Below are 22,583 nucleotides of genomic sequence, written 5' to 3'. Positions count from 1 at the left end.
TATTAGAGAGTGGTCTTAGTTATATTGTTGTTATTGAGAGTCTTTATTCTTATATCTTTAATGTTAATTATACCGAAATCTGCAAGTTATTATTAATTATTTTGTACAAACAGATGGGTTTATCTCGGTACGGGGTTATTAAACCCAAATCTGTGATCTATGTCAAGCATGAATATTTGCCAGTTTACGTTAACGTAAACAAAAATAATTGTATGCATGTTTATGCATGTTTATGCATGTTTATGCATGTTTATGCATAATGCCACCATTCACTTAAACGAGTGGCACTATGCAGTTGCAGGTTCTTTTAGCGGGGTTGGCAGATACTACAAAATACGGTGGTACGTTGGCCTAAACGGGTTTCGCTAAGTAAATTGCCACACAGTGTACAGGTTTCGCCGCCGCGGCCGTAAACATGCAGCTTTTGGGCGAAATAGCCGGGTTTACCCTCGGCATTGGTGAAGTCCTTAAGCGTAGTGCCGCCCTGCTTGATAGCATGCGCGAGGATTTGTTTGACCTCAGCAACCAGTACCGTCAAGCGTTCAATATCTATCTTGCCTGCCTCGGCCTCGGGGTGTATTCCTGCGGCAAACAGTGCTTCATTGGCGTAAATATTCCCAACGCCCACCACAATATGGTTATCCATCAGGCAGAGTTTGATGGCCTTTTTCTTGCCCGCCAGCGCGGCGGCTAACTGATTAACGTTAAAGGCATCGGTCAGAGGTTCTGGCCCGAGTTTTTCCAGCAGCGGATGGGCTTCATCTGGTAATTGGCACCATAACCAAGCGCCGAAGCGTCTTGGATCGTTAAAGCGCAGAATGCGGCCATTGGCTAGAACGAGATCGATATGGTCATGTTTCTCCACTGGCGTGTCATGGGGCAGGATCCTTAGGCTGCCCGACATCCCCAAGTGCACTATGCTGGTGCCGGCATCGGTATCGATGAGCAGATACTTAGCACGGCGGCGCACTTGGCGTATGGTTTGGCCAATGATCTGTTTGGCAAGCTCAGGAACGGGCCAACGCAGTGAGGCGTTACGCACAACGAGGTCAACCACGGTTTGATCGACTAAGTAAGGGGTTATCCCCTGACGGGTAACTTCGACTTCTGGTAATTCCGGCATGATTGGCTTCTTTTATTCAATAGATTAACGTGCAGGCTTCGCATCGAGGATTGGCTGTAAATCCGTCCTTAGGCTCGGTGGCACTAAGTACCAGTTGCTCGCGGGAGATTTAAGCACGCCTTCATCGGGGAAATAAATCCAGCGCTGTGATTGGCGAATATCGGTAATTTGGATCACCAGTTCCTGAGGTTTACCAGTGGGTTGTGGCGTGTCACTCAAGGGCGAGACCCTTAAGCCTTGCCAAGCCTTTGCCCATTGCTCACAGTTGAGTACTTGTGGATCGCATTCCCAGCTTGAAGTTTGTTTGTGTAGCCAAATACCATCCAGCTGCAACTGAGCCAGCGGGGCATTATCATCAAATAACAGCTGGGCATCACTCGGCACATTATGGGTTTTCTTATCCATAAACGTGAGCACGGCAATGATAAACACGCATGCAAGAATAATGATGCTATTCCACTGTTTACGAGTGAGCGCCATAGGAAAAGGGACACAAAAAATAGGATAGATGCCATGAGTGTATCACGGCAAAATAGAGATGCTAGCCCTGAGGTGAGGAGGTTAACCGCCGGTGGCGTTCATAAAACGCAGAATTTGTACTTCGTTATTATCGAAAACATGCTGCTTAGGTTTGCGCTTAATGCCTTGAAGAATGGCGGTTTTTAGCTGTTCAATATCGCCGGGGAACTCTCTTATAATGCTCTTTAAATCAACAGAGTGTTCATTACCAAGGCAGAGTAGCAGTTGGCCTTCCACGGTAACGCGCACCCGATTGCACTCATGGCAAAAATTGTGGCTATGGGGTGAGATAAAGCCGATGTGAATTGGGCTATCTGCCATTGTGTAATAGCGCGCGGGGCCGCCAGTACGTTTGTTGGAGAGCTCCAGCGGGTAATGCTCGCTAATCATGGCCTTTACTTCATCGCTGCTGCAATGGCGCGCGCGTTTGCGTTCATCCATTTCGCCCAGCGGCATTTCTTCAATAAAGGCAATATCGAGGTGGCGGTCACGGCAAAAGTTAACCAGATCGATGACTTCATGATCGTTTTGCTGCTTAAGTATCACGGCATTGATTTTAATGCGCGTAAAGCCCGCGGCAATAGCTGCATCAATGCCTTCGATAACGCGTGCTAATTTGCCGTTGCGTGTCAGTTGGGTAAAGAGTTCGGGGTTAAGGGTATCTAGGCTGATGTTTAAACGCTTAAGACCCGCATCAAACATCGGTTTGGCAAACTTACTGAGTCTAGAGCCGTTGGTGGTCATCGATAAATCTTTGAGCCCTGGGAGCTTGCCAAGTAAGTGCACCAGTTGATCGCAATCGCTACGTACCAGCGGCTCGCCACCGGTGAGGCGAATTTTGGTCACCCCAAGTTCAGTAAAGGCTTGGGCGATCCAAGCCAACTCTTCGAGTTGGAGTACATGGTCCTTGGGCAAGAAGCAGGGATCTTCCGTCATGCAGTAGACACAACGGAAATCGCAGCGATCCGTTACCGAGAGCCGTAAATATTCTACCTGACGGCCAAAGGCATCAACGAGTTGGCTCATGGGAACTCACTGGATCTTATAAAAGATCGGCAAAAGGTTGAATAAACACAGTTTCACCCGCATTGACTGCTTCTGCATCATCTCCAATGATGATAAGGCAATTGCCTTTGACCATTGAGCTGAGCATGCCTGAACCTTGGTTGCCAGTGCTGGTCACGTGCAACCGGCCATCATTACCGAGGCGATAAATGCCGCGGATAAACTCTGTGCGGCCCGTGCGGCTACGCAGGGTTTCATCGGTAATGGCTGGGAATAATGGCGCCTGCCAGTGAGTTTCACCAGCGAGTTTACGCAGCGCAGGTTGCACAAATTGCAGGAACGACACCATGACCGCCACCGGATTGCCGGGCAAGCCAAAGAACAAGCTATCGCCGACCTTACCAAAGGCGAGTGGGCGACCGGGGCGCATATTGATCCGCCAGAAGTCGATATTGCCAAGGCGTGCCAGCACAGTCTTGATATAGTCGGCATCACCAACGGAAACCCCGCCTGAGCTGATCACCACATCGGCCTGCGCCGCGGCCTTGGTTAAGGTGGCTTCGAGTGCGCTTTCGGAATCTTCGATAATACCTAAATCGATGACATTACAACCTAAATGTTTTGCCATCGCTTTGATGGTGTAACGGTTTGAGTCATAAATACAGTTTGGATTTAGTGCTTCTCCAGGTTGGCTGACTTCATCCCCGGTTGAGAACACAGCTACCGTTGGACGGCGATAAACCGTCACACGGTCAAGGCCAAGGGAGGCTAATAAGCCCTGTTCGGCGGCGCTTAGGCGTGTGGCCTGTGTGAGTGCGACTTGGCCTTGGCCTATGTCTTCACCCGCAAGGCGAACGTGTTGGCCCTGTTGAATGCGGCCATCGAAACTGACCTTGGCATTGGCCTCGTTAGCCAATTCTCGAGGTTGTACTGTGTCGGCACCTGCTGGTACGGGCGCGCCGGTCATAATGCGCACGGTTTCACCCGCTTTGAGTGTGCCCGAATATTGATGTCCGGCGAGGACTTCACCGACTAAGCTGAAACTCTCAGGCATGGGTTCTTGATAGGCAAAGGCGTAGCCATCCATCGCGGAATTAGTTTGCTGCGGCACATCCACGGGTGAAATGCTGTCGCGGGCAAGCACGCGGTTATCTAAGTCGTCTAAGCCTATGTCTTCCACCTCAGTGACGGGCGTGACATGGGATAAAATCTGCGCTAACCCTTGGCTCACGCTCAGGTTTTTATCGCTGCCCAAGGTGCTGACATCGACAGTCGCGATCGGTAATGCGGGGTTAGGGGCTTGCCAGCTATTGGCATATTCCATAACAAAGTCAGCAATTTGGCCAACATTGTTGAGATCGAGTCTTCTGAGCTCGCTCGGTAGTTCGGTGTCATCACAGCAGGCGATGGCGAGAATATTGTCGTCGTGGGTATAGATAAACGGCTTACCATGGGCGGCGCGGTGTAGCTCGATTTTTGGCAATGTGAGTTTTTTAAAGCCTTCGACTAAGACAATATCAACCTTGTCGGCTTCAATTTGCTTTAGCAGGTGGACAAGTTCTGGGTCGCCATCGCGGGCATCTTCGGTCATCAGCGCCCAACGCACATGGGAGGCGACCAACATTTGCCGTGCGCCAGCTTTGCGCATCTCGTAGCTGTCTTTACCGGGAATATCGACATCAAAGTTATGGTGAGCATGTTTGATCACCGCCAGACGCAGGCCGCGCTGATTTAATTCGGGGATCAATTGTTTGAGTAGAGTGGTTTTCCCCGTGCCGCTATAGGCACAAAATCCGAGAACGGGAATAGAAAGCGGATTGACGAAGGGAGTACTCATTTGCACCTCTAATCTAGGTAATTTTTAGCCTTAGCTTTGGTTTATCTCTGCTGCCAGTCGTTGCTTTTGTTCTGGCGTGTTCACATTCACAAAGGCGTTGGGCTGATCAGCGAAAGACTCAACGACGCAGTGATGTTTGGCATACCAAAAGTCAATTTTACGCTCACCTGCTTCGAGGAAGGCAATCATCGAGTCGCGCAAGCTAGGTGTTAATAACATTACTACGGGTTGCTCATGCTCACCATCGCTGGCTACGGCAAGCTCGGCATCGTTTGCCTCAATCGCGGCCAATAAGCGGGTGACTAAATCCCTAGGCAACAGCGGACAATCGCAGGGGACGACTAGCAAATAGTCTGCTTGGGTGTGACCCATAGCGGTGATCATGCCCGCTAGAGGACCGAGAAACCCAGTATGCTCATCGCTCAACACCGTAAAACCGAACTCAGCATAGCGTGTTTGGTTACGATTTGCGTTGATCAGGATCTCCTTAACCTGAGGTTTTATCCGTTCGATAGTGTGTTCAATCATGGCCTTGCCGTTTAGCTCGACGAGGCCTTTGTCATCCCCGCCCATACGGCGTGCCATACCTCCAGCAAGAATAACCGCATCAATTTGCAACGACATATAAAGCTCCCTGTGTGGATGTGGTGGGCGTTTGCTGACAGGAGGTTATCACTTGTTGGTTTTCAATGTGCCACTGTTGCTCGCAAATGGCTGTGAGCGCACAGTTTTGATGACTGCTTAGCAGCATTCCTGCCCCTTGCTGTTTTAGCTGCTGGATCATCTGTAATACCAAAGCTTGGGAGTCTTTGTCCATATTGGATGTCGGCTCATCGAGCATCAGGAGTTTAGGTTGTAATATCCAAGCGCGGGCGATGGCGAGGCGTTGTCTTTCTCCGCCAGAAAGATTGCTGGCTCTGGACTGTAACAAGGAGCCAAGTTGAGCCATCTCAATTGCTTGATTTATTCTGCGCTTAGCTTCAGTTTTTGAGGCCGCAAAACGCAGGCCATAAGTCAAATTGTAGCTGACAGTACCATCAAATAAATACGGATGCTGGTGGAGATAAACTGCCTTTCCCAGCAAAGGGTTGCGTTTCCACCAAGGGTCTTTTTTAAAGCCGCTAATCTCAATCTTACCCTGAGATGGCGGCTGTAAACCTGCGAGGATTTTCATCAGGGTCGACTTACCCGTGCCGTTGTCACCTTGTAAATAAATCACATTCCCTTGGCATAACTCAAGGTTGTTGGCTTTGAATAACAAGCGAGAGCCAAAGGACATTTCCAAGTCGCGGGCAATCAGTTTGGCTTGGGTCATTGCTTAATGGCTCCTTGGCGTTTCTTTGCCGCGTAAACTACCTAAGGCAAAGTTGAGGATCAAGGCCAAGATTAGCAGCACTAATCCAAGTGCAATCGCTTGGGCGAAATCGCCTTTACTGGTCTCCAGTGCGATAGCCGTCGGGATATTACGGGTCACATTTAAAATATTACCGCCAACCATCATAGAACAACCAACTTCCGTCAGGATCCTGCTAAACGCAGCCACAATCGCCAGTAATAATGGCATACGTAGTTCGCGACAAACAGCCCAAACCGAGCCAGCCCATGAGGCGCCCAAGGTGCGCGAGGTTTCCCATGCCCTTCGATCGACACTGGTAAATGCTGCTTGGCTCATGGCGATCATCACGGGGGCACAAATCAGCATTTGGCCGAGGATCATCCCTTCTTGAGTAAACAACCACTTTAAATCACCAAGTGGGCCGTTACGGGTCAAAATGAGATATACCAGCAGGCCGATAACAACCGTGGGGATTGATTGCAGTGTCTGCACTAAGTTAGTCACAAACCACTTGCCGGGAAAATGGGCAAACGCCAACACAAAACCGAGCACCATCGAGGGGACTAAGGTGATAAGAAGCGCCGCAAACGAAACCGAAAACGAGACAGAAATGATGGACCAAACGTCGGGGTCCAATGAAAACAGCAGGCTTAACGCCTGCTGTAACAGTGCTAGCCAGCCTTCGCTCATTGGCTATAGGTTGCCTTGAACAGTTGCTCGCCTTCAACTTTGAAGTTGTTGATCATGGCTTGACCTTCTTTGCTGATCAGCCAGTCACTGAAGGCTTTAGCGCCTTTGTGGTTCAGATCTGGGTATTTAGCTGGGTTGATCAGAATCACTTGGTATGGGTTTGCTAGGGTTTTGCCGCCATCAAAATCGACACCTAAGTCCAACTTGGTTTTGTACGCCACGAAAGTACCACGGTCAGACAGAGTGTAACCTTGTAACTCGTTTGCCATCAGCAGGGTTTTACCCATGCCTTGACCTACTGAAGTGTAACCTTTGAAGTCTGGAGTTACGCCTGCTGCTTTCCATACTTCTAACTCTTTGATGTGGGTACCAGAGTTGTCACCACGAGAAAGGAAAGGTAAGCCAGATTTAGCGATTTTTGCGAAGGCTTCTTCAGCTGTTTTGCTTTCACGTAGTTTTGCAGGGTCGTTTTTAGGACCCAAAACCACGAAATCGTTTTCCATAATGCCACGTGGCTCAACACCAAAACCATCGGCAACAAACTTTGCTTCAGCACTTGGGGCATGGGTCATCACTAAATCCACATCGCCTTGCTCGCCTAGTTTCAATGCTTTACCTGTACCCGTTGCGATAACTTGTACTTTGTAGCCGGATTCACTTTCAAACTTAGGCAGTAATTCTTGTAACAGGCCTGAGTTTTCGGTGCTGGTGGTGGTGGCTAACTTAATGACTTCTGCCGATTGAGCGGGTAACACTGTGAGCATGCTGGCTGCAACAACCAAGCCCAGTAAAGACTTCATGTGGGATTTCACGTTAAGCATGGATTCTCCTTGGCGAAAAATAGGTTTCCAACTCAATTGCCTACTGAGTTGGAAGTTCCATAAATTGTAATGCGTTCGATTGAAGCAAATAGGATGCCAAACTGATATTCAGGCTTTTACCTTCACAGCATGATCTAAATTGTGAGCTCGATCTCATGCTCAGCAAATAGTTTGCAGACAAATTGTCTCAACGCATGCTTCTTGTGGTTCATAGTGACCTATTTGTCTAGTTTCAATGCTAGAATTGGTCGCAATTGAGTCAAAATGTCCAGAAGTGAGCACTATGAGCCAGATAGATAATAACCTCAAGCCCCTTCCTTCCGCTGTGTCGGTCCTGATCGTTGATGATGAACCAGGGATGCGCAGTTTTTTAAATAAGGCGCTCTCGAAAAAATTCGCCTTAGTTGAAACAGCTGGCAGTATTGAAGATGCTGAGCAGCTACGTAGTCGCTGTCACTTCGACTTGTTGATTGTCGATATTCGTTTACCCGGTCGCTCGGGTATTGAGTGGAGCGAAGCGTTAGACGAACAAGGTCGACGTTCCGATGTAATTTTTATGACCGGCTATGCGGATTTAGAAGTCGCGATTAAAGCACTGCGCGCTGGCGCGTCTGACTTTATTATGAAGCCGTTTCACCTTGAGCAGATGATGTCTGCGGTTGACCGCTGTATTGAGCGCCGCTTGCTTCGCCGTGAAAATTTAATGCTGCGCCGTGAAGTGTCTATTGGCTATTCCTCCACCATTATTGGTAGCAGCGACGCGATGAAGTCGGTTAAGCAAGTGATTGAACGTGTCGCACCTACTAATGCGGTTGTGTTAATCCAAGGGGAATCGGGCACGGGTAAAGAGTTAGTTGCGCGGCAATTGCATTTACTCAGCGGTCGCCAAGGGCCTTTTGTCCCAGTTAACTGTGGCTCGATAGCGCCTGAATTGCTTGAAAGTGAACTCTTTGGTCATACAGCTGGTGCCTTTACTGGCGCCAAGGGTAATCGCGAAGGCTTATTTAGTTTTGCCTCCGGCGGTACGATTTTCCTCGATGAAATCGGTGAGATGCCACTCAAAATGCAAACCGCGCTGCTCAGGGTGTTGGAGCAGAAGGCGATTCGCCCAGTGGGCAGTGAAAAGGAAGTCAATATTGATGTCCGAGTGATCGCGGCAACTAACCGTACATTGGTGGATGAAGTTGAGGCGGGTAACTTCCGGCGCGATCTCTATTATCGTCTGAATGTGCTTGATATTTTAATTCCACCGCTGCGTGATCGTCCGGAAGATGTGGTCGAATTGACCCACCATTTTACCCGCCAATTGGCTGCAGAGTTAGGTGTGCGCGAAGTGGTGTGGAGCCATGAGGATATGGTGAAACTGCAACAACATGAGTGGCCGGGTAATATTCGTGAACTGCGCAATATGATTGAGCGTTGTATTCTGCTCGGTAAACCACCGGCGGAATACTGGAAACAGCAGGTGAAAACTGAATCATCGGCTTTGCAGGGGTATCCTTTGGATTGGCCATTAAAAGAAGTGGAAAAACATCATGTGACTAGCGTAGTGGATTTGCATTCTGGTAATAAATCCGCAGCAGCTCGGGACTTAGGGGTTTCCCGTAAGACCTTAGATCGCAAGTATAAAGAATGGTTTGGCGTTAGCGACGAGCAGGAGTTTTAAGTGTCTTTTTTTACTCACTTTTTTGGGGTTAGTTGGCAGCAAATGCAGGCTAAAGTGCGTTATCGCATTCTGATCCTGACCTTATTGCCGATTTTGCTCACCTTAGTGAGTTTAGTGTTTATCACGATTTACTGGAATATCAGTTACACAGGTAAGCAGCTGTTTATGAAGGTAAAAGCTGATTTGGCTGTGGCTGAGAACACCTTGCAACAGGTGCAAGTACGGCAGGAAAAACAGCTCGAAAGGGTAATGACTTCATGGACATTCCAGAATGATTTTAGACCCATCCTCAGTGGCGCATTTACCCACAGGGTGAGCATCGATGCCTTTCTAAATGAGCAAAAAAAGCAGCTCGACTTGGATTTTTTGCGGTTGGTGAGTGTGGCTGAAGCGGCTGCAGATCCTGATTTACGACAGATTTTACCGAAAATCGGCGGAATGTTGCCCTATTCTGGACTGATGGTGCTATCCCGTGAGCGCTTAGCTCGGATTGACCCAGATTTAGCGCAAAGGGCAAGTATTCCGTTGCTAGAAACATTGCGGGCGCAAAGTCCGGATAAACAAGTTGAAGAGCGGGGGTTACTCAGTCGTAGCTTGCTGCCAATCCCTGATTCTGAGGGCAAAGTAGCATGGTATCTCGATGGTGGCGTGTTGTTTAATCGAGATACTCGTATCGTCGACCATATCCGTGACCTCGTTTATGACAAGGGCACCTTGCCCGAACGTTCAATTGGTACTGTGACGATTTTCCTTGATAACATTCGGGTATCGACCAACGTTCCATTGCACTTTTTCCCACAGGCAAATCAACCGCAAGGGCGTGCGCTGGGGAGTTTAGTCTCGGAAGAAGTGCGTGAAAAAGTATTAAATCATGGGGAGTTATGGGTTGACAGGGCGTTTGTGTATAACGATTGGTTTATTTCTGCCTATGCGCCGTTAGAAGATATTCGTGGGCAGCGAGTCGGGATGATCTATACCGGCTTCTCAGAGTCGCCTTTTATTCATAACTATCTGCTTAATATTATCGAGTTAGGCACTATTCTGATGTTAGTGCTGCTCATTTCAGGATTGCTGGTTTACCGCGGCGCCTATAGTTTATTGCAGCCGATTGAGCGCATTCATCATGTGGTGCAAGCCGTACAGTCTGGGCGCAATGTGCGTATTGGTGCCTTGGGGTTAGATAGGGATAACGAGCTGTCCAATCTTGCCGAGCAGTTCGACCGCATGCTGGATTTATTGCAGCGGCGTAATGCACAAATTCAAGCAGCCGCCGAACAGCTTGAAATGAAGGTCGAAGAGCGAACTCGTAGCCTGCAAGATAAGACCTTAGAGTTGCAGCGCAACGTCGCCTTACTCAATGAGACTCGCCAGCAGTTAGTTACCAATGAAAAATTGACGGCCCTTGGTGAGTTAACCGCAGGTATTGCCCATGAGATCAATAACCCCACGGCGGTCATCCTCGGCAATATGGAGCTGCTACGTTACGAGCTTGGCGATAATGCTGAGGTGGTAAAGGAAGAAATTGACATTGTTATTCAGCAGGTTGGTCGTATAAGCACTATTATCCGTAGCCTACTGCAATATAGCCGTCCGGGAGAGTTTAACGCTCCGTTAGAGATGCATCCTATTACGCCAATTATTGAAGAAATGCTGGTATTAGTGCGGCATTCAATTCAAAAGCAAGAAGTTGTGCTGATAACTGAATTGAATGCCAGTTGTCCTGTGCAGGTCAATCGCCCGCAACTATTGCAAGTGTTAATTAACCTTGTGGTCAACGCTGCTCATGCGATGGATGGCAATGGACGGATTTGGGTTCGTACCTATGATTGGGTGCAGCAGGATATGCCGATTGGCGTCAAAATCGAAGTTGAAGACGAAGGGTCTGGTATTGCACCTGAGCAATTAGGGCGGATTTTTGATCCCTTCTATACCACTCGTAAAGATGGTACTGGCCTTGGATTATCACTCAGTTATGGCATTATCAAGCGTATTGGTGGCACCATTGAAGTGAGTTCAGTATTGGGTAAAGGCTCAATCTTTACGATTGGTTTGTACCATGAGGCGAAGGAAGACCATCAAAACAATCCCTACGACGGCTTACATTTTTCGGGAAATCACCCTGAAAGTTAAATGTGGCGCAAACCTAGATATGGTTAGCCTAATGCGCCAATTCGCTGAATAACAAGCAAAAAAAAGCCGGATGATGAATCCGGCCACAAAAGAGTGTGTGAGCAATGTCGTGCTTGCAAACTCAGGAGCACTTTAACAACGTCAGATTACCAGTCATCAGAGTTAAAGATGAGTTTTGGAACGCAAGTTAACGATAATTATTCTCAATTAGGTTTGCAAGCTATTTCTTGCAAATAATGCACTTTTTTATTGATGGCGCTTTTATGCGGCCGTAATAGATTTGCTTAAATGCAGTTTATGATCGATCTGACTCAGGGGATCGGCTTTAAGCTCGGTAATTAAATATTGGTTTCTAATCAATAGATTGAGCATCGCGGGGAATCGATTCATGGTCTTCACCTGAATGTGGTTATAGCCTTGGTTGCTCGCCCATTTCTCTTGGTATTCCAGTAGGCTTTGCGCCAGTCCTAAACGTCTAAAGTCGCTTGCGACACCACCTAACCAACTATAAAAAACGCCCTTTTCCTGTTCATAACCCAGCTTGAAGCCTGCCAGTTCGCCTTCCACATAGGCTAAGAGAATCAAGCAAGTCTTGCCTGAGAGTCGCGCCGTTAAGCTATCGCTGCTCAATGGACGGTCTAGTTCAGGAATTTGCTTACTCAGTTCGAGGAGTTGTGTGGTCAACTCGGGAGTCAGAGCTGTCATTGCTTTGATTTCAATTGAATACATAATTTTCTCTCACAAAAAACAGCCCCAATTGCGCATCAATGCTGTGGGGCTGAACACAAAACTGCTCAAATTATAACAGGTCTGGCCAGTTGGGTTAATCAGGAAAATGATTTTTGTGGGCTGGTTTGCAATATCTTGTCTTGTAAGACTTTGAGCAGAACGCCGTACGCGGGTAAGAATAGACCTAGACTAACGAGTAGTTTAAAGCTGTAATCTACGGCCGCAATTTCAGGCCAGTTGGTGGCCATAAAGCTGTCTGTTGAGGCATAAAAAGCGACACTGAAAAATACTAAGGTGTCGACTAAGTTACCAACGATGGTTGATGCCGCTGGAGCGACCCACCAGGAACGGCTTTGGCGAAGACGGGCGAAGACGGTGATATCCATCAATTGACCAATCAAGTAAGCCGCAAAGCTGGCAAAGGCGATGCGAAATACAAAGATGTTCCATTGGCTTAATGAATCTATTCCTTGGAAGCTACCTTGATGGAATACCACCCCCATGACATAGGAAATCATCAGTGCAGGTACCATGGCCTTGAGAATGATGCTACGTGCTGGTGTTTGCCCAAAAATACGCACCGTCAGATCGGTTGCGAGGTAGACAAAGGGAAAACTAAACGCGCCCCAGGTGGTGTGATAACCAAACAATTGAAACGGTAGTTGTACCAAGTAGTTGCTTACGCAAATAATCAGTATATGAAATCCTACTAATAGCAGGAGGGCGCGACGAAGCTGCGCTGGGGTTAACATTAACATATGTGGCCTTTTTAGTTGTGTAGGGCGGGGTGAGGGAACCCGCTAAGTTGTCTATTGTTATTTTATCCGATACCAGCCTGCTGAAATCGGGGTCGCCATTATAGTGACCGTGCTTGAAGATGCAAGCTTACTGTCTATATTGCAAACGATTTAGCTGTTACTTCCGAGATAGTGGCGTAATAAGGTTCCAGCATAGGCATCGAAATTGTCCTACACTTTTAGGAAATGGTAGGAGAAACCGATGAGATCATTTCTTGCAGCCTTGTGTTTGAGTTTATTGAGTTTCTGTGCTGGCGCTACTCCAAACAAGCCTGTCGTGATCAACCTTGTCACTGCGTCATGGGAAGGCTTTGCTAATCCTGATGAGACTGGGTACTACTTTGATATTCTCAATCGAGTTTTTCCACTCCCTAAATGGCAGGTCAATGTGCAGTTTATGCCCTTTGCCCGCACCTTATATCTGATCGAAAGCGGCAGAGTCGATATGATTCTTAGCGTGTATAAGGGCGATGTGAAAAGTAGCCTGCTGAGTGAAAATGCCGTTGAGCTTGATTCTATTGATGCCGCTGTAACTCCTCAAATTGCTGCAACTTGGGTTGGTATAGAGAGCTTATCCCATAAAAAAGTCCAAGCCATGTTGGCTTATCGCTATAACTTGCTGGCACCCACTCCCATGTTTTATGAAGAAAGTAGCGACATGTTGAGTATGCTAAATAGCGTGAATGCGGGACGAATCGATGCTGTACTGGATTACAAAAAGAATATTGAGGCGCTCATTCCTGAACTGAGGGCGCCACAAACGTTTGTGATTATCCAAGGTGTGTTAAGTGCTGAAACTTTTTTTGCCTTCGCTAATACCGAAAAAGGGCAAATGTTAAAGCATCATTTTGATATTGAACATAAAAAGATTATTGATTCCGGCGAGCAGGATAGGCTTTACATGGAGACCAAAGCAAAAGGGTTTTAATGTTTTTACATTCGTACTTAGGCCTATAACTCAATCAGAATTGACATAATTGTAGCCAGTTTGTTCTCAAGTTCTTGCCACTCTGCTTCGGGATCTGAACCTGCAATAATGCCCGCCCCCGCAAACAGATTAATTTTGCCAGGCTCAATTAACGCACTGCGAATAGCGACCGAAAACTCACTTTCGTCTTTATTAAAATACCCACAGGCTCCTGCGTACCAGCCACGCATATAACCTTCACGTTGCCGAATAAACGTCATTGCCGACTCTCTAGGGAGGCCGCCCACTGCGGGGGTGGGATGTAGTGCTTGTAGCAGTTGAAAGTCGCTGACTCCGGGTTTTAACTCTGCTCGAATTGCGCGGTGCAAATGCTGAATATGATTCAACTTAAAGATAGTGGCTTCTTCTTCGGCACCCACATATTGGCTCAGCGGCGTGAGCATATTAACGATATGGCGACGGACCAACTGATTCTCGACGCTATTCTTGTTGTCTTCGAGCAGCGCATTGGCTAGCGCAATATCTTCCTCTTGGTTTAATCCCCGCACTGTCGTGCCTGCTAACGCCTCGGTAAAGAGTTCTTGCTGGCGACGACGGAATAAGCGCTCTGGCGAACAGGAAATATAAGTACGATCAGGGCTAAATTGGAACCCAAATTGGAAACTGTTTGGGTTGCGTCCTTGCCAGCAGGCTAAAACCATCCAAGGGTCAACCTGTTCATTAACCTCAAGCTCGGTTAAACGAGAGAGGACAACCTTGGGGGTATCTTGATTAAACTTAGGTTCAACCACTTGCTCGACTAAGGTTTTCCAACGCGGAAAGTCAGGAACATCCTGACGGCTTATTAGGGTAAGTTTGTTTGGTGGCGCCAAGGGGCGCGCAGGCATAACAGCTTCAATGGCGGCGATAGCGAGGTCGATTTCATCGATAGGATTATTATCGGCAAAATTGAGATTCACCCGCAAACTAAACTGATTTGCGCTGCGTCTAAACTCAATTCTGGGTAACACAAAGCGGGTATTACCAAACTCGGGCCAAGATTCGATACTGCGATCAAAGGCAACACCACCATAGTAACGAATGTCAGGATTGCTAGACAACATGCGTTGCTGCTCGTAAACATTGGCTAATGCCTTATCGTCGACGCCAGTTTCGAATTTGAAGTCTTTACATGCACCAATGGCCGCAACTTCTTCAACCTTGTCACGTCCATGCCAGTAGATGCGCGGATAGAGGGTTTGTGATGCCAGCCATGAAATCAAAGGGATAGAGACAGTTTTTAAGGATAACTGCACTATCAGCTCCGTCGCGGGAACCTGTTTCATTTGAATAAGTTTGTCGATGAGAGACTTGAGGTCTTCAGACAGGGCGTGAGCAGGCAAGTAAAACTCCAAAGGTAACGAAATGAAGGGGCTGGCTGAAGTTAGCGGTCTCAGCGGTGAATATGAACCAAGTTAATGTCGTCAATTTAAAGTTATTTACACCAAGTGGTTGAGTGCGTGTAAATAAGAATCTTTCGCTCAAATTAAAGGCCGAGCTCTTCAGTGTCAAGATGCAACCCGCGAGTGTGTGACTTTTACCATAGTCTCATTTTGAGACGTACAAAAATGTGACTAAGATGGGTCTTTTTGTCGATATAGTGGTATGTGCTAGACATTTTGTCTGCTTTACGGGGAATGCGTTTTCCATTTGTTTCTATTGGTTGATCTAGGTTGGTTTTTGGTTTTTTAAAGGTTGAGACGGAAATATTAGAGGCCACAATAGGGGTCACATCTTAAATTTCCTGTATGACAACAATAATATGATTACCAGAAATACCGCCGTTAGAGTGTCTTCCTTGGCATTTGCGATTGGACTCATTTTTACTAGCCATGCCGATGAAATCACTCGTGATCCCCTGCTAAATGTGAATGAAGTGATTGTCGTCCACGGCGAAGGCGCTGACGCGGAACAATTGGCGACCACCCATTGGAGCATAGATGAGGCCGAAATCCGCGCCTTGGGTGCACAGACCTTAGACCAAGTGCTGAAAAATGTGCCCGGAGTCTATATCCGTGTTGGCGGAGATGGCACCCCTAGAGTCGATATTCGTGGTTTTAAGACTCGCCATGTCACTTTATTGGTCAACGGCGTGCCCATGAGCAGTGCCGATGATGGTCAGTTCGACCCGAGCGTGATCCCCACCAGTCAAATTGCCTCGGTAGAAGTGTCAGTTGGACCAACATCGGTTCTCTATGGTCCAAGCGGTGCTGGTGGGGTGATCAATATCATTACCAAACAAGGCAGAAGTGCGCCGGCTTTGTCAGGCCGTTTAGAAGCGGGTAAAGACAATACCTTTAATGGTGATATCAGCGCCGCTGGCTCGGGTGAGGATTGGCAGGGATTGGTGAGTGTTAGTCGCCAGCAGACCGATGGTTTCCCGATGTCGAACGATTTCGAGCCGACCAAATATCAAGACGGTGAACTGCGTGCCAACTCAGATAAAGAAGTCACCAACGTTTATGCCCAAGGTAGTTACTGGTTATCGGATAAGACCCAACTGATTGCCAACGCGGCACTGCGTAATGGCGAATGGGGCAAACCTGCCCGTGATGGAACTGGCAGTGGCAAACTTAAGTATGAGCGCACCGACGATTACGATTCACATACCTTCCAGCTCGGCTTAGCCCATCAGTTCGACGATACTTTTACCCTGCGTGGTTTTGGCTATCACAATCAAAGCGATACCTTAGAAGCCGCTTATGCCGATGAAACTTATTTGGCATTAACGCAAACTCAAGACGGTCGCTCCGTGGTTCAAGGGGTCAATTTACAGCTGATCACTGATTTTCATAAGGCCGGGCTGTTAACCACCTCTGTGATTGCAGAGGAACAGAGTTGGAAGTCAGTCGTAGATACTTACTCAAGCAATACAGGCAGTGGTAGCGGGAATAACTCTGGCACTGGGTCTGGCAGCGGCTCAGGCAGCGGTAGTGGAACAGGTTCTGGCGGTGGCTCTGGTAGTGGTGGTGGAACTGGTAGTGGAACTGGTTCTGGCGGTGGCACTGGTAGTGGCGGCGGTTCCGGCGGCGCTGAAAATCTAAACGATTCTGCGTGGCTATATACCGCAGCGGCCGAATATCAGTATCAATCTGAGCATAACTATGGCTTTACCTTCGGCGGCGCCTTCCATTCTCTCGATACCTCAGATAGTACGGATGATAACTACTCGGCAATGGCTTCTAGCTACTGGCAGGTGGTACCTGATTCACGTTTGAGCCTGAGTGTTGCTCGTAAGGTGCGTTTCCCCTCTATGGTGAACTTGTACTCGCAATCATCGGGTAATAGTGAGTTAGAAGCGGAAGAATCTAAGCATGTCGAGCTAGGTCTTGAGCAAAACATACCGGCTAGCACCGACTTCTCGCTCTACGGTTATTACACGGATGCGAAGAACTATATCGCCAAAGATACGAATGGATTCTACCAAAATATGGGGCGCTATGAGTTCAAAGGGATTGATTTCCAAATTAATAACCATGCGATTGAGCATTTAGATCTGAGCTTCTCCTACAGTTTCTTAGATTCAAAAGAAATGGAAGGCGACGATACCTTAGATACGCTGCAATACCGTCCTCGTCATCAGTTACGTTGGCAAATGAGCTACCAGTTCCCCTTCGAGACGCAAATCCACCTGAATGTAGAGCGTATCCTCGATCAGGTGTATGCAACACAAGTGAAGGTAAACGGGCAGAGCCAGTACCAAAAACAATCGCTGGATAACTACACCTTAGTGGATATCAACTTAGTGCAGCCGCTGATCGCCGATAAGTTAGAAGTGTATCTGCGCGCCACTAACCTATTGGATGAGAACTACTACCAGAGTGAAGCCCTGCCTCAGGCTGGCCGTCAGTTCTTCGTGGGTGTGAACTGGCAGATTTAAGATGAAATTACTCGAGCTCGACGGTGTCAGCTTTAACTATGGCAGCCAGCTAGCCCCAGTTTTACAGGAGCTTAAGTTCTCGATTGGCGCAGGCCAATGCCATTGTGTGAGTGGGCCAACTGGCTCGGGTAAATCGAGCCTATTAAATCTACTGGCGGGCGTACAGAATCGCCCGCATGAGGGTGAAATTTGGCGCCACTCCGAGCTGATCACTGGCTTAGTGATGCAGGACCCGCAAACTCAGCTACTTAGGCAAACAGTGGGTGCCGAAGTCGCCTTCGCCTTAGAGAATCTCGGTATACCCGCCGAGAATATGTTGCCTAAAGTACAGCTAGCCCTGCGACGTGTAGGGCTGTTTTTACGGCTTGATACTCCGGTGAGTACCCTTTCCCTTGGTCAAAAATACCGTTTGATGATTGCCGCCCAACTCGTTTGTGAGCCGCACTTACTCTTGCTTGATGAGCCATGGGCGCAGCTCGATGACCATGGTGTAAGTGAACTATTGACCGTTCTGCGCGACCTTATTGCCGAAGGCATGGCCTTGGTGTTGGTTGAGCATAATGCAGCGGCCTTTACCGATATTATCAATCATTATTGGCAATTAGAGGCAGGCCGATTATCTGCGGGGATTTATACCGTGAGAGATACCCCAATGCATGATGAACCGACTCGATATAGGGGGAGTGCTAGCCATCAGGGCAAAGTGCTGGTCAGCGCTGAAGCATTTGATTTTTGTTTTGATGGTTGCCAGCCATTGTTTCGTTGTCCGCAGGGATTTCAGTTACATGCTGGCGAGATCGTGGCGCTAGTAGGGGCCAATGGTTCAGGTAAAACCAGCTTATTAAAATCTATCGCGGGGATACTTAGCTTAAAGCTGCGAATACCGCTCAAAGTATTAGGTCGTAAGCCTAAATTAGGTGTCTATGGTGGCGAGTTAGGGCTATTGTTGCAAAGGTCAAACCGACAACTCTTTGAAACCAGTGTACTGACTGAAATGCAGTTTAGCCTCCATCGTTTTGGTCTTCCGAAAGAGCGTGCCGAGCAAATGCTGGCAGAACTTGGGTTAATGATGCTTGCCGAGCAGTCACCCCATAAATTGTCGTACGGTCAACAGCATCTTATCGCCTTAGCTTCGTTAGCATGTTTGCAGCCTAAGGTGCTGCTACTTGATGATCCGCTCGCGGGTATGGATAAACATTACTATGGAAAAGTTTGGTATCTACTTAAGCGTCTCAGCGCTCAAGGCTGCGCGATTCTTATGAGCAGTCATAGAGTTGTGGAGCATAGCGCGGTGTCTAGGCAACTAAGTTTATATAACGGTCTACTGACGGAAACCATTTTTGCGATGGATGAGCGCGATGTGGGTTAGTTGTAGTCGATGGCGACTATTCGTGCGCAGATGTTGGAGTCGAGAATGCCAAGAAACCATGTTGTGTGCGTTGTCGCTGTTTTTCGTGTGCATACTTTCAGCCTGCGCTTTTGTATTGCCCGTCGATTTATTGTTGCCGCTAGCGGCGATTAACGGCTTTTTAGTGCTCCATGGCTTAGCGCGCCGCGGTAGTATCATGGGCGTGGTTAAACTCGGTGTGATTCAACTGACGATTACTTTGAGTCTTTATCTGTTGCTCTATGGTGTTGGCCATTTAGCTCAAGGCGCTGTGGTGGTCGGGCGGATTATGTTGGCGACTATTCCTGGCTGGTGGTTGTGTATCACAGCGGCACCCGAGCGCATTGGCGAAGTATTAAGTGCCTTTTTGCCGAGCAAATGGGCCTTTGTGGTGGCCGCATCTTTGAGTTTGCTGCCCTATATGGCGGAGGAAGTGCGCGAGATTTACCAGATCCAATGTCTACGCGGCGCGCGTATTACTCCTAAGGCGCTGCGAAATCCTAAAAATTGGCCTGAGCTAGTGTATTGCGTGCTATTTCCTGTATTAATCCAATTACTTAAATTATCTCGCCAGATGGCGGTTGCGGCCCAGAGTCGTCACTTTGGCAAGAGTACGCGTGTCACCCATTGGCACTCACCGAGAGACAAAAAATGAAGAAAAAACTTCCTCTGAGTTTGCAGGACTCGCTGTTTATTGGTTTTTGCGCCACTTTGTTGGTGGCATTGACGAGTATGTTAAGGCTTAAGCTCGGGATTTCTGGCCATAGCATGTTTTTGATGAGTTTCTTCTATTTGATTTGCTACGGCGTACTAGGGCGTTTTGGCAGCATGATTGCCTGTGGCGGAATTGCAGGTCTAGTCGCGATGGCGCTCGGTGTTGGCAAGGGCGGCCCGATGATTTTATTGAAGTTTATTTTACCTGCTATCGCGATGGATCTGGTGGCCTTGTTGCTACCTCTCACCTTAAGCCTGCACTGGCGCTGCATGATTTTAGGCATTGTTGGCTGTATGGCGTGGGCGGTTAAAGTGGCACTCTCTAATGTGCTGGCTGGTATGGCCTTCGATGTTGTGCTGATCCAATGGGGCGCAAGCGTACTTAAGGGCGGATTCTTTGCCACCTTAGGTGCATTACTGGTGCCGCCTGTGCTGCATAGGCTTAAGGCTCATGATCTCCTTCACCGTGATAAGTTTTAACTGCTAGGAATACCGATGAAAAATTGGCTTATTTGTATCGATGATACCGACGACATTGGCACTAAAGGCACAGGCGAGATAGCCGAGGAAATTGCACATTTGCTCGCGCAAAACTCGGGTGGCAAGGCTTCTTTTGTCACCCGGCACCAATTATTTGTGCATCCTGATATTCCTTACACCTCCCACAATAGCGCCATGTGTTTTGCGTTGCAGTCGCCGTTATCGCAGGCGGAGATCCATCGTCTGGCGGTAGCGCATTTAGTCGCGGAGTCTGCACCTAAGGCAGATCCTGGGATTGCAATTTTGGATGTCGATTCCGACTATGATGTGAACGCGCTAATAGACTTTGGGCTCAGAGCCAAGCGTGAAGTGATCACCAAAGCGGCCGCTTATCAGTTTGCCGAGCAGTTACAGATCCAACTCACTGAGCACGGTGGTACTGGCCTAGGCGTGATTGGTGCTTTGGCGGGATTAGGGCTGCGTTTAACTGGCAATGATGGACGTGTGAAGGGGCAAATCAAACTCGGTCAGCTTGAAGAAGTATCCCTTGAATTAACGGTTGCTGACATTCTCGAGCAGACAGGCCTCGATGCGGTAATGAGCACAGACAAAACCCCTTTAGCGGCGGATGAAAGGGTTCTACTCAAAGGCAAAGTGAAGGCCGTCTATCTTGAGCATCAATTTGTATTGCTAGTTAGCCGTGACGGTGGGCAGTGGCGTAATGCCGGCAAACAAGTCCTACAGAGCTATTGAGGTGAAGATGAATCAAGAACTTCTTCGGCAGTTTGAATACGAGAGCGAACGTTGGATTTTTCGAGCAGGTTTGCAGCAATATCCTGAGGCGAGGCGAACGGCACAACTGTGTTCTCGCTTTGTGCCTGACGATGAGGATGAGCAGATCGATGATGAAGTTCGCTCTTGTTATAACTGCCAATATCGTCGTTGGGTGGTGACAAGCTTTGAATGTGTAATGTTTAAAAGTGCTTTATTATTAGTCTATTAGATTTTTTTAGAATAATAATTGAGAAATTTGTTCAGTTTTTGCCTTGTTGTTTGATAGTTATCATCAAAGCAGATGGTGCTTTAACCTCCCTCAGCATAAAATGCGGGTTATACTGTCCTTATACTTTCAGGAAGTAAATAACAGCATCGCGCACCCAACAGTGCGGAATGTTTCGTAATTGATTGCGGCAATATTTTTACACCTTGGGGTTGCAGTTATGAGTGAGTCGGCAGAATCGGTTGACCTAATCAAATTGCCAGTGTCGAAATTGACTCTGGGAATGTTTGTCTCGGCAATTGATAAAAATGATCAAGGTCGGCTGGCTATTGCAAATGCTGGGCAAATCAAACACAAGGACGCGATTCTAAAATTAACTAAAAATGGCATCAAATATGTTTGGGTTGATACTGAACGCTCGGCTGAACATTGTGGTTTTAAACGCAAAGCCAGCAACGATAGCCAAGTTAAAAAACCCATCGTAACCCGTGAAAAACAACAGGAGCAGGCTCAGGTTATTTTGACTGAGGCTAAGGATTTGATTCGGAAAGTGCTCTCTGAAACATTCGAGGGTAAAGCGATAGAAGTCGCACCATTCGAAGCCTTGGCAGATAGCATGATCGAGTCCGTGCTTTTGGATGAAGATGCCCTAAAGTGCATGTCAGCACTGCGTACTAAAGATGCTTATCTACTTGAACACTCAGTAAATGTTGCTTTTCTTTTAGTCACTTTTGGCAAATATCTAAAACTTGACCGCAGCATGCTAAGAGAAATGGCCGTTGGTGGCATTTTGCACGATATCGGCAAGATTAAGGTCGATAATAAAGTCCTGCATAAACCGGGCAAGCTTACGCCTGAAGAATTCGAGCATATGAAGTTGCATCAAGTGTATGCGCTTGAAATTATGAGCGAAACAAAAGGCCTTTCCCAGATCAGTAAAGACGTGTGTCTAATGCACCATGAAAAGTTGGATGGACGAGGTTATCCAAGGAGATTAAAGGGTGATGAAATCCCGCTCCATGGACGCATGAGTTGTATTGTCGATATTTTTGATGCTTTAACCGCCACGCGCTGTTACAAAGAGGCTATGAGTCCTGCGGCTGCCTTTAAGATATTGCTGAGTTTGACGCCATTCCACTTAGATCAGCAGTTAGTCTACGATTTTATTCGTTGTATCGGGGTTTATCCTGTTGGTTCGTTGGTGGAATTATCCGATGGACGTGTGGGTATTGTTTGGGCTTCGAAGGATAGAGATGCATTACACCCAATCGTTAAATGTTTTTATTCTCTAAAAGCAAAGCGTTACACAGAGGTGGTCATGGTTGATCTGCTCAAGTCAGAACTACACATTGAACGTGGTGTGTCGCCAAGCTCCTTAGATATAGATCCAACCCCTTTTTATTGATAAGTCTTTGTAGTACCTGATATCGGCCATGATGTCAGGTGCATTCATTGTACTTGCGGCGTTTAAGGTCTTACACTGAGCTAACGTTTATATTGAG

General features: G+C 47.6%; 21 protein-coding genes. 10 read left to right on the top strand and 11 right to left on the bottom strand.

The annotated features are described in order from the left end of the window. Positions 1-307: 307 nt before the first annotated feature. The 8 genes from mutM to H9J30_RS16590 all read right to left on the bottom strand — a co-directional run bounded on the left by mutM (position 308) and on the right by H9J30_RS16590 (position 7,331). Positions 308-1,123: a bifunctional DNA-formamidopyrimidine glycosylase/DNA-(apurinic or apyrimidinic site) lyase gene (gene mutM, locus H9J30_RS16625; protein ID WP_240132023.1), complete on the bottom strand. Its 816-nt coding sequence runs from the start codon at positions 1,121-1,123 to the stop codon at positions 308-310. Positions 1,124-1,147: 24 nt separating this feature from the next. Next, positions 1,148-1,603, bottom strand: coding sequence for a hypothetical protein (locus H9J30_RS16620; protein ID WP_240132022.1), 456 nt, complete (start codon positions 1,601-1,603; stop codon positions 1,148-1,150). 81 nt (positions 1,604-1,684) lie between these two features. After that, positions 1,685-2,668 (bottom strand): GTP 3',8-cyclase MoaA, encoded by a 984-nt coding sequence (gene moaA / locus H9J30_RS16615; RefSeq protein WP_240132021.1) that lies wholly within the window; start codon positions 2,666-2,668, stop codon positions 1,685-1,687. 16 nt (positions 2,669-2,684) lie between these two features. Then, positions 2,685-4,484, bottom strand: a complete 1,800-nt coding sequence (locus H9J30_RS16610) for a bifunctional molybdopterin-guanine dinucleotide biosynthesis adaptor protein MobB/molybdopterin molybdotransferase MoeA (RefSeq protein WP_240132020.1) — start codon at positions 4,482-4,484, stop codon at positions 2,685-2,687. A gap of 30 nt (positions 4,485-4,514) precedes the next feature. After that, on the bottom strand, positions 4,515-5,108 hold the full coding sequence (gene mobA / locus H9J30_RS16605; protein ID WP_240132019.1) for a molybdenum cofactor guanylyltransferase MobA: 594 nt from the start codon (positions 5,106-5,108) through the stop codon (positions 4,515-4,517). Continuing rightward, entirely contained in the window at positions 5,092-5,799 is a 708-nt protein-coding gene (locus H9J30_RS16600; protein WP_240132018.1) for an ABC transporter ATP-binding protein, read from the bottom strand. Before H9J30_RS16600 ends, mobA begins: the two co-directional genes overlap by 17 nt. 3 nt (positions 5,800-5,802) lie before the next feature. Continuing rightward, the gene (locus H9J30_RS16595; RefSeq protein WP_240132017.1) at positions 5,803-6,510 is read right to left on the bottom strand and encodes an ABC transporter permease; all 708 of its coding nucleotides are present in this window, start codon (positions 6,508-6,510) and stop codon (positions 5,803-5,805) included. Next, a complete protein-coding gene (locus tag H9J30_RS16590) occupies positions 6,507-7,331 on the bottom strand; it encodes an ABC transporter substrate-binding protein (protein WP_240132016.1) in 825 nt (274 codons plus the stop codon). The genes H9J30_RS16595 and H9J30_RS16590 overlap by 4 nt, the downstream gene beginning before the upstream one ends. A gap of 283 nt (positions 7,332-7,614) precedes the next feature. Here H9J30_RS16590 and H9J30_RS16585 point away from each other — a divergent pair, with 283 nt between their 5' ends. Both H9J30_RS16585 and H9J30_RS16580 read left to right on the top strand, forming a co-directional pair. Then, a complete protein-coding gene (locus tag H9J30_RS16585; RefSeq protein ID WP_240132015.1) occupies positions 7,615-8,997 on the top strand; it encodes a sigma-54-dependent transcriptional regulator in 1,383 nt (460 codons plus the stop codon). Next, a complete protein-coding gene (locus H9J30_RS16580; protein ID WP_240132014.1) occupies positions 8,998-11,127 on the top strand; it encodes a sensor histidine kinase in 2,130 nt (709 codons plus the stop codon). A 261-nt stretch (positions 11,128-11,388) separates the two neighbouring features. On the opposite strand, the gene H9J30_RS16575 is transcribed toward H9J30_RS16580, so the two are convergent. After that, positions 11,389-11,856, bottom strand: a complete 468-nt coding sequence (locus H9J30_RS16575) for a GNAT family N-acetyltransferase (RefSeq protein ID WP_240132013.1) — start codon at positions 11,854-11,856, stop codon at positions 11,389-11,391. A 98-nt stretch (positions 11,857-11,954) separates the two neighbouring features. Beyond that, positions 11,955-12,614, bottom strand: a complete 660-nt coding sequence (locus H9J30_RS16570; protein WP_240132012.1) for a 7-cyano-7-deazaguanine/7-aminomethyl-7-deazaguanine transporter — start codon at positions 12,612-12,614, stop codon at positions 11,955-11,957. A 241-nt stretch (positions 12,615-12,855) separates the two neighbouring features. On the opposite strand from H9J30_RS16570, the gene H9J30_RS16565 reads away from it, so the two are divergent. Beyond that, complete coding sequence (locus H9J30_RS16565; RefSeq protein WP_240132011.1) at positions 12,856-13,581, top strand: ABC transporter substrate-binding protein; 726 nt, start codon at positions 12,856-12,858, stop codon at positions 13,579-13,581. A gap of 23 nt (positions 13,582-13,604) precedes the next feature. Here the strand turns inward: H9J30_RS16565 and H9J30_RS16560 are convergent, their stop codons facing one another. After that, on the bottom strand, positions 13,605-14,963 hold the full coding sequence (locus H9J30_RS16560; protein WP_240132010.1) for an isochorismate synthase: 1,359 nt from the start codon (positions 14,961-14,963) through the stop codon (positions 13,605-13,607). Positions 14,964-15,382: 419 nt separating this feature from the next. Here H9J30_RS16560 and H9J30_RS16555 point away from each other — a divergent pair, with 419 nt between their 5' ends. The 7 genes from H9J30_RS16555 to H9J30_RS16525 all read left to right on the top strand — a co-directional run bounded on the left by H9J30_RS16555 (position 15,383) and on the right by H9J30_RS16525 (position 22,486). After that, positions 15,383-17,500 carry a TonB-dependent receptor plug domain-containing protein gene (locus H9J30_RS16555; RefSeq protein WP_240132009.1) on the top strand — a complete coding sequence of 706 codons (2,118 nt, stop codon included), beginning with the start codon at positions 15,383-15,385 and terminating at the stop codon, positions 17,498-17,500. 1 nt (position 17,501) lies between these two features. Continuing rightward, positions 17,502-18,869: an ATP-binding cassette domain-containing protein gene (locus tag H9J30_RS16550; protein WP_240132008.1), complete on the top strand. Its 1,368-nt coding sequence runs from the start codon at positions 17,502-17,504 to the stop codon at positions 18,867-18,869. Then, entirely contained in the window at positions 18,859-19,542 is a 684-nt protein-coding gene (locus H9J30_RS16545; protein ID WP_240132007.1) for an energy-coupling factor transporter transmembrane component T, read from the top strand. The genes H9J30_RS16550 and H9J30_RS16545 overlap by 11 nt, the downstream gene beginning before the upstream one ends. After that, a complete protein-coding gene (locus H9J30_RS16540; RefSeq protein WP_240132006.1) occupies positions 19,539-20,081 on the top strand; it encodes a core component of ECF transporter in 543 nt (180 codons plus the stop codon). The genes H9J30_RS16545 and H9J30_RS16540 overlap by 4 nt, the downstream gene beginning before the upstream one ends. Before the next feature lie 15 nt (positions 20,082-20,096). Next, positions 20,097-20,834: a DNA-binding protein gene (locus H9J30_RS16535; protein WP_240132005.1), complete on the top strand. Its 738-nt coding sequence runs from the start codon at positions 20,097-20,099 to the stop codon at positions 20,832-20,834. Between the two features lie 7 nt (positions 20,835-20,841). Continuing rightward, positions 20,842-21,084 carry a hypothetical protein gene (locus tag H9J30_RS16530; protein WP_240132004.1) on the top strand — a complete coding sequence of 81 codons (243 nt, stop codon included), beginning with the start codon at positions 20,842-20,844 and terminating at the stop codon, positions 21,082-21,084. 217 nt (positions 21,085-21,301) lie between these two features. Further along, the gene (locus H9J30_RS16525; RefSeq protein WP_240132003.1) at positions 21,302-22,486 is read left to right on the top strand and encodes an HD-GYP domain-containing protein; all 1,185 of its coding nucleotides are present in this window, start codon (positions 21,302-21,304) and stop codon (positions 22,484-22,486) included. Positions 22,487-22,583 lie beyond the last annotated feature (97 nt).

This window comes from Shewanella cutis (assembly GCF_022410515.1).
In the GTDB taxonomy this organism is placed as follows: Bacteria; Pseudomonadota; Gammaproteobacteria; order Enterobacterales; family Shewanellaceae; genus Shewanella; species Shewanella cutis.
The sequence above is the reverse complement of the archived record's forward strand: the minus strand, read 5'-3'. Positions and strand labels throughout refer to the sequence as shown.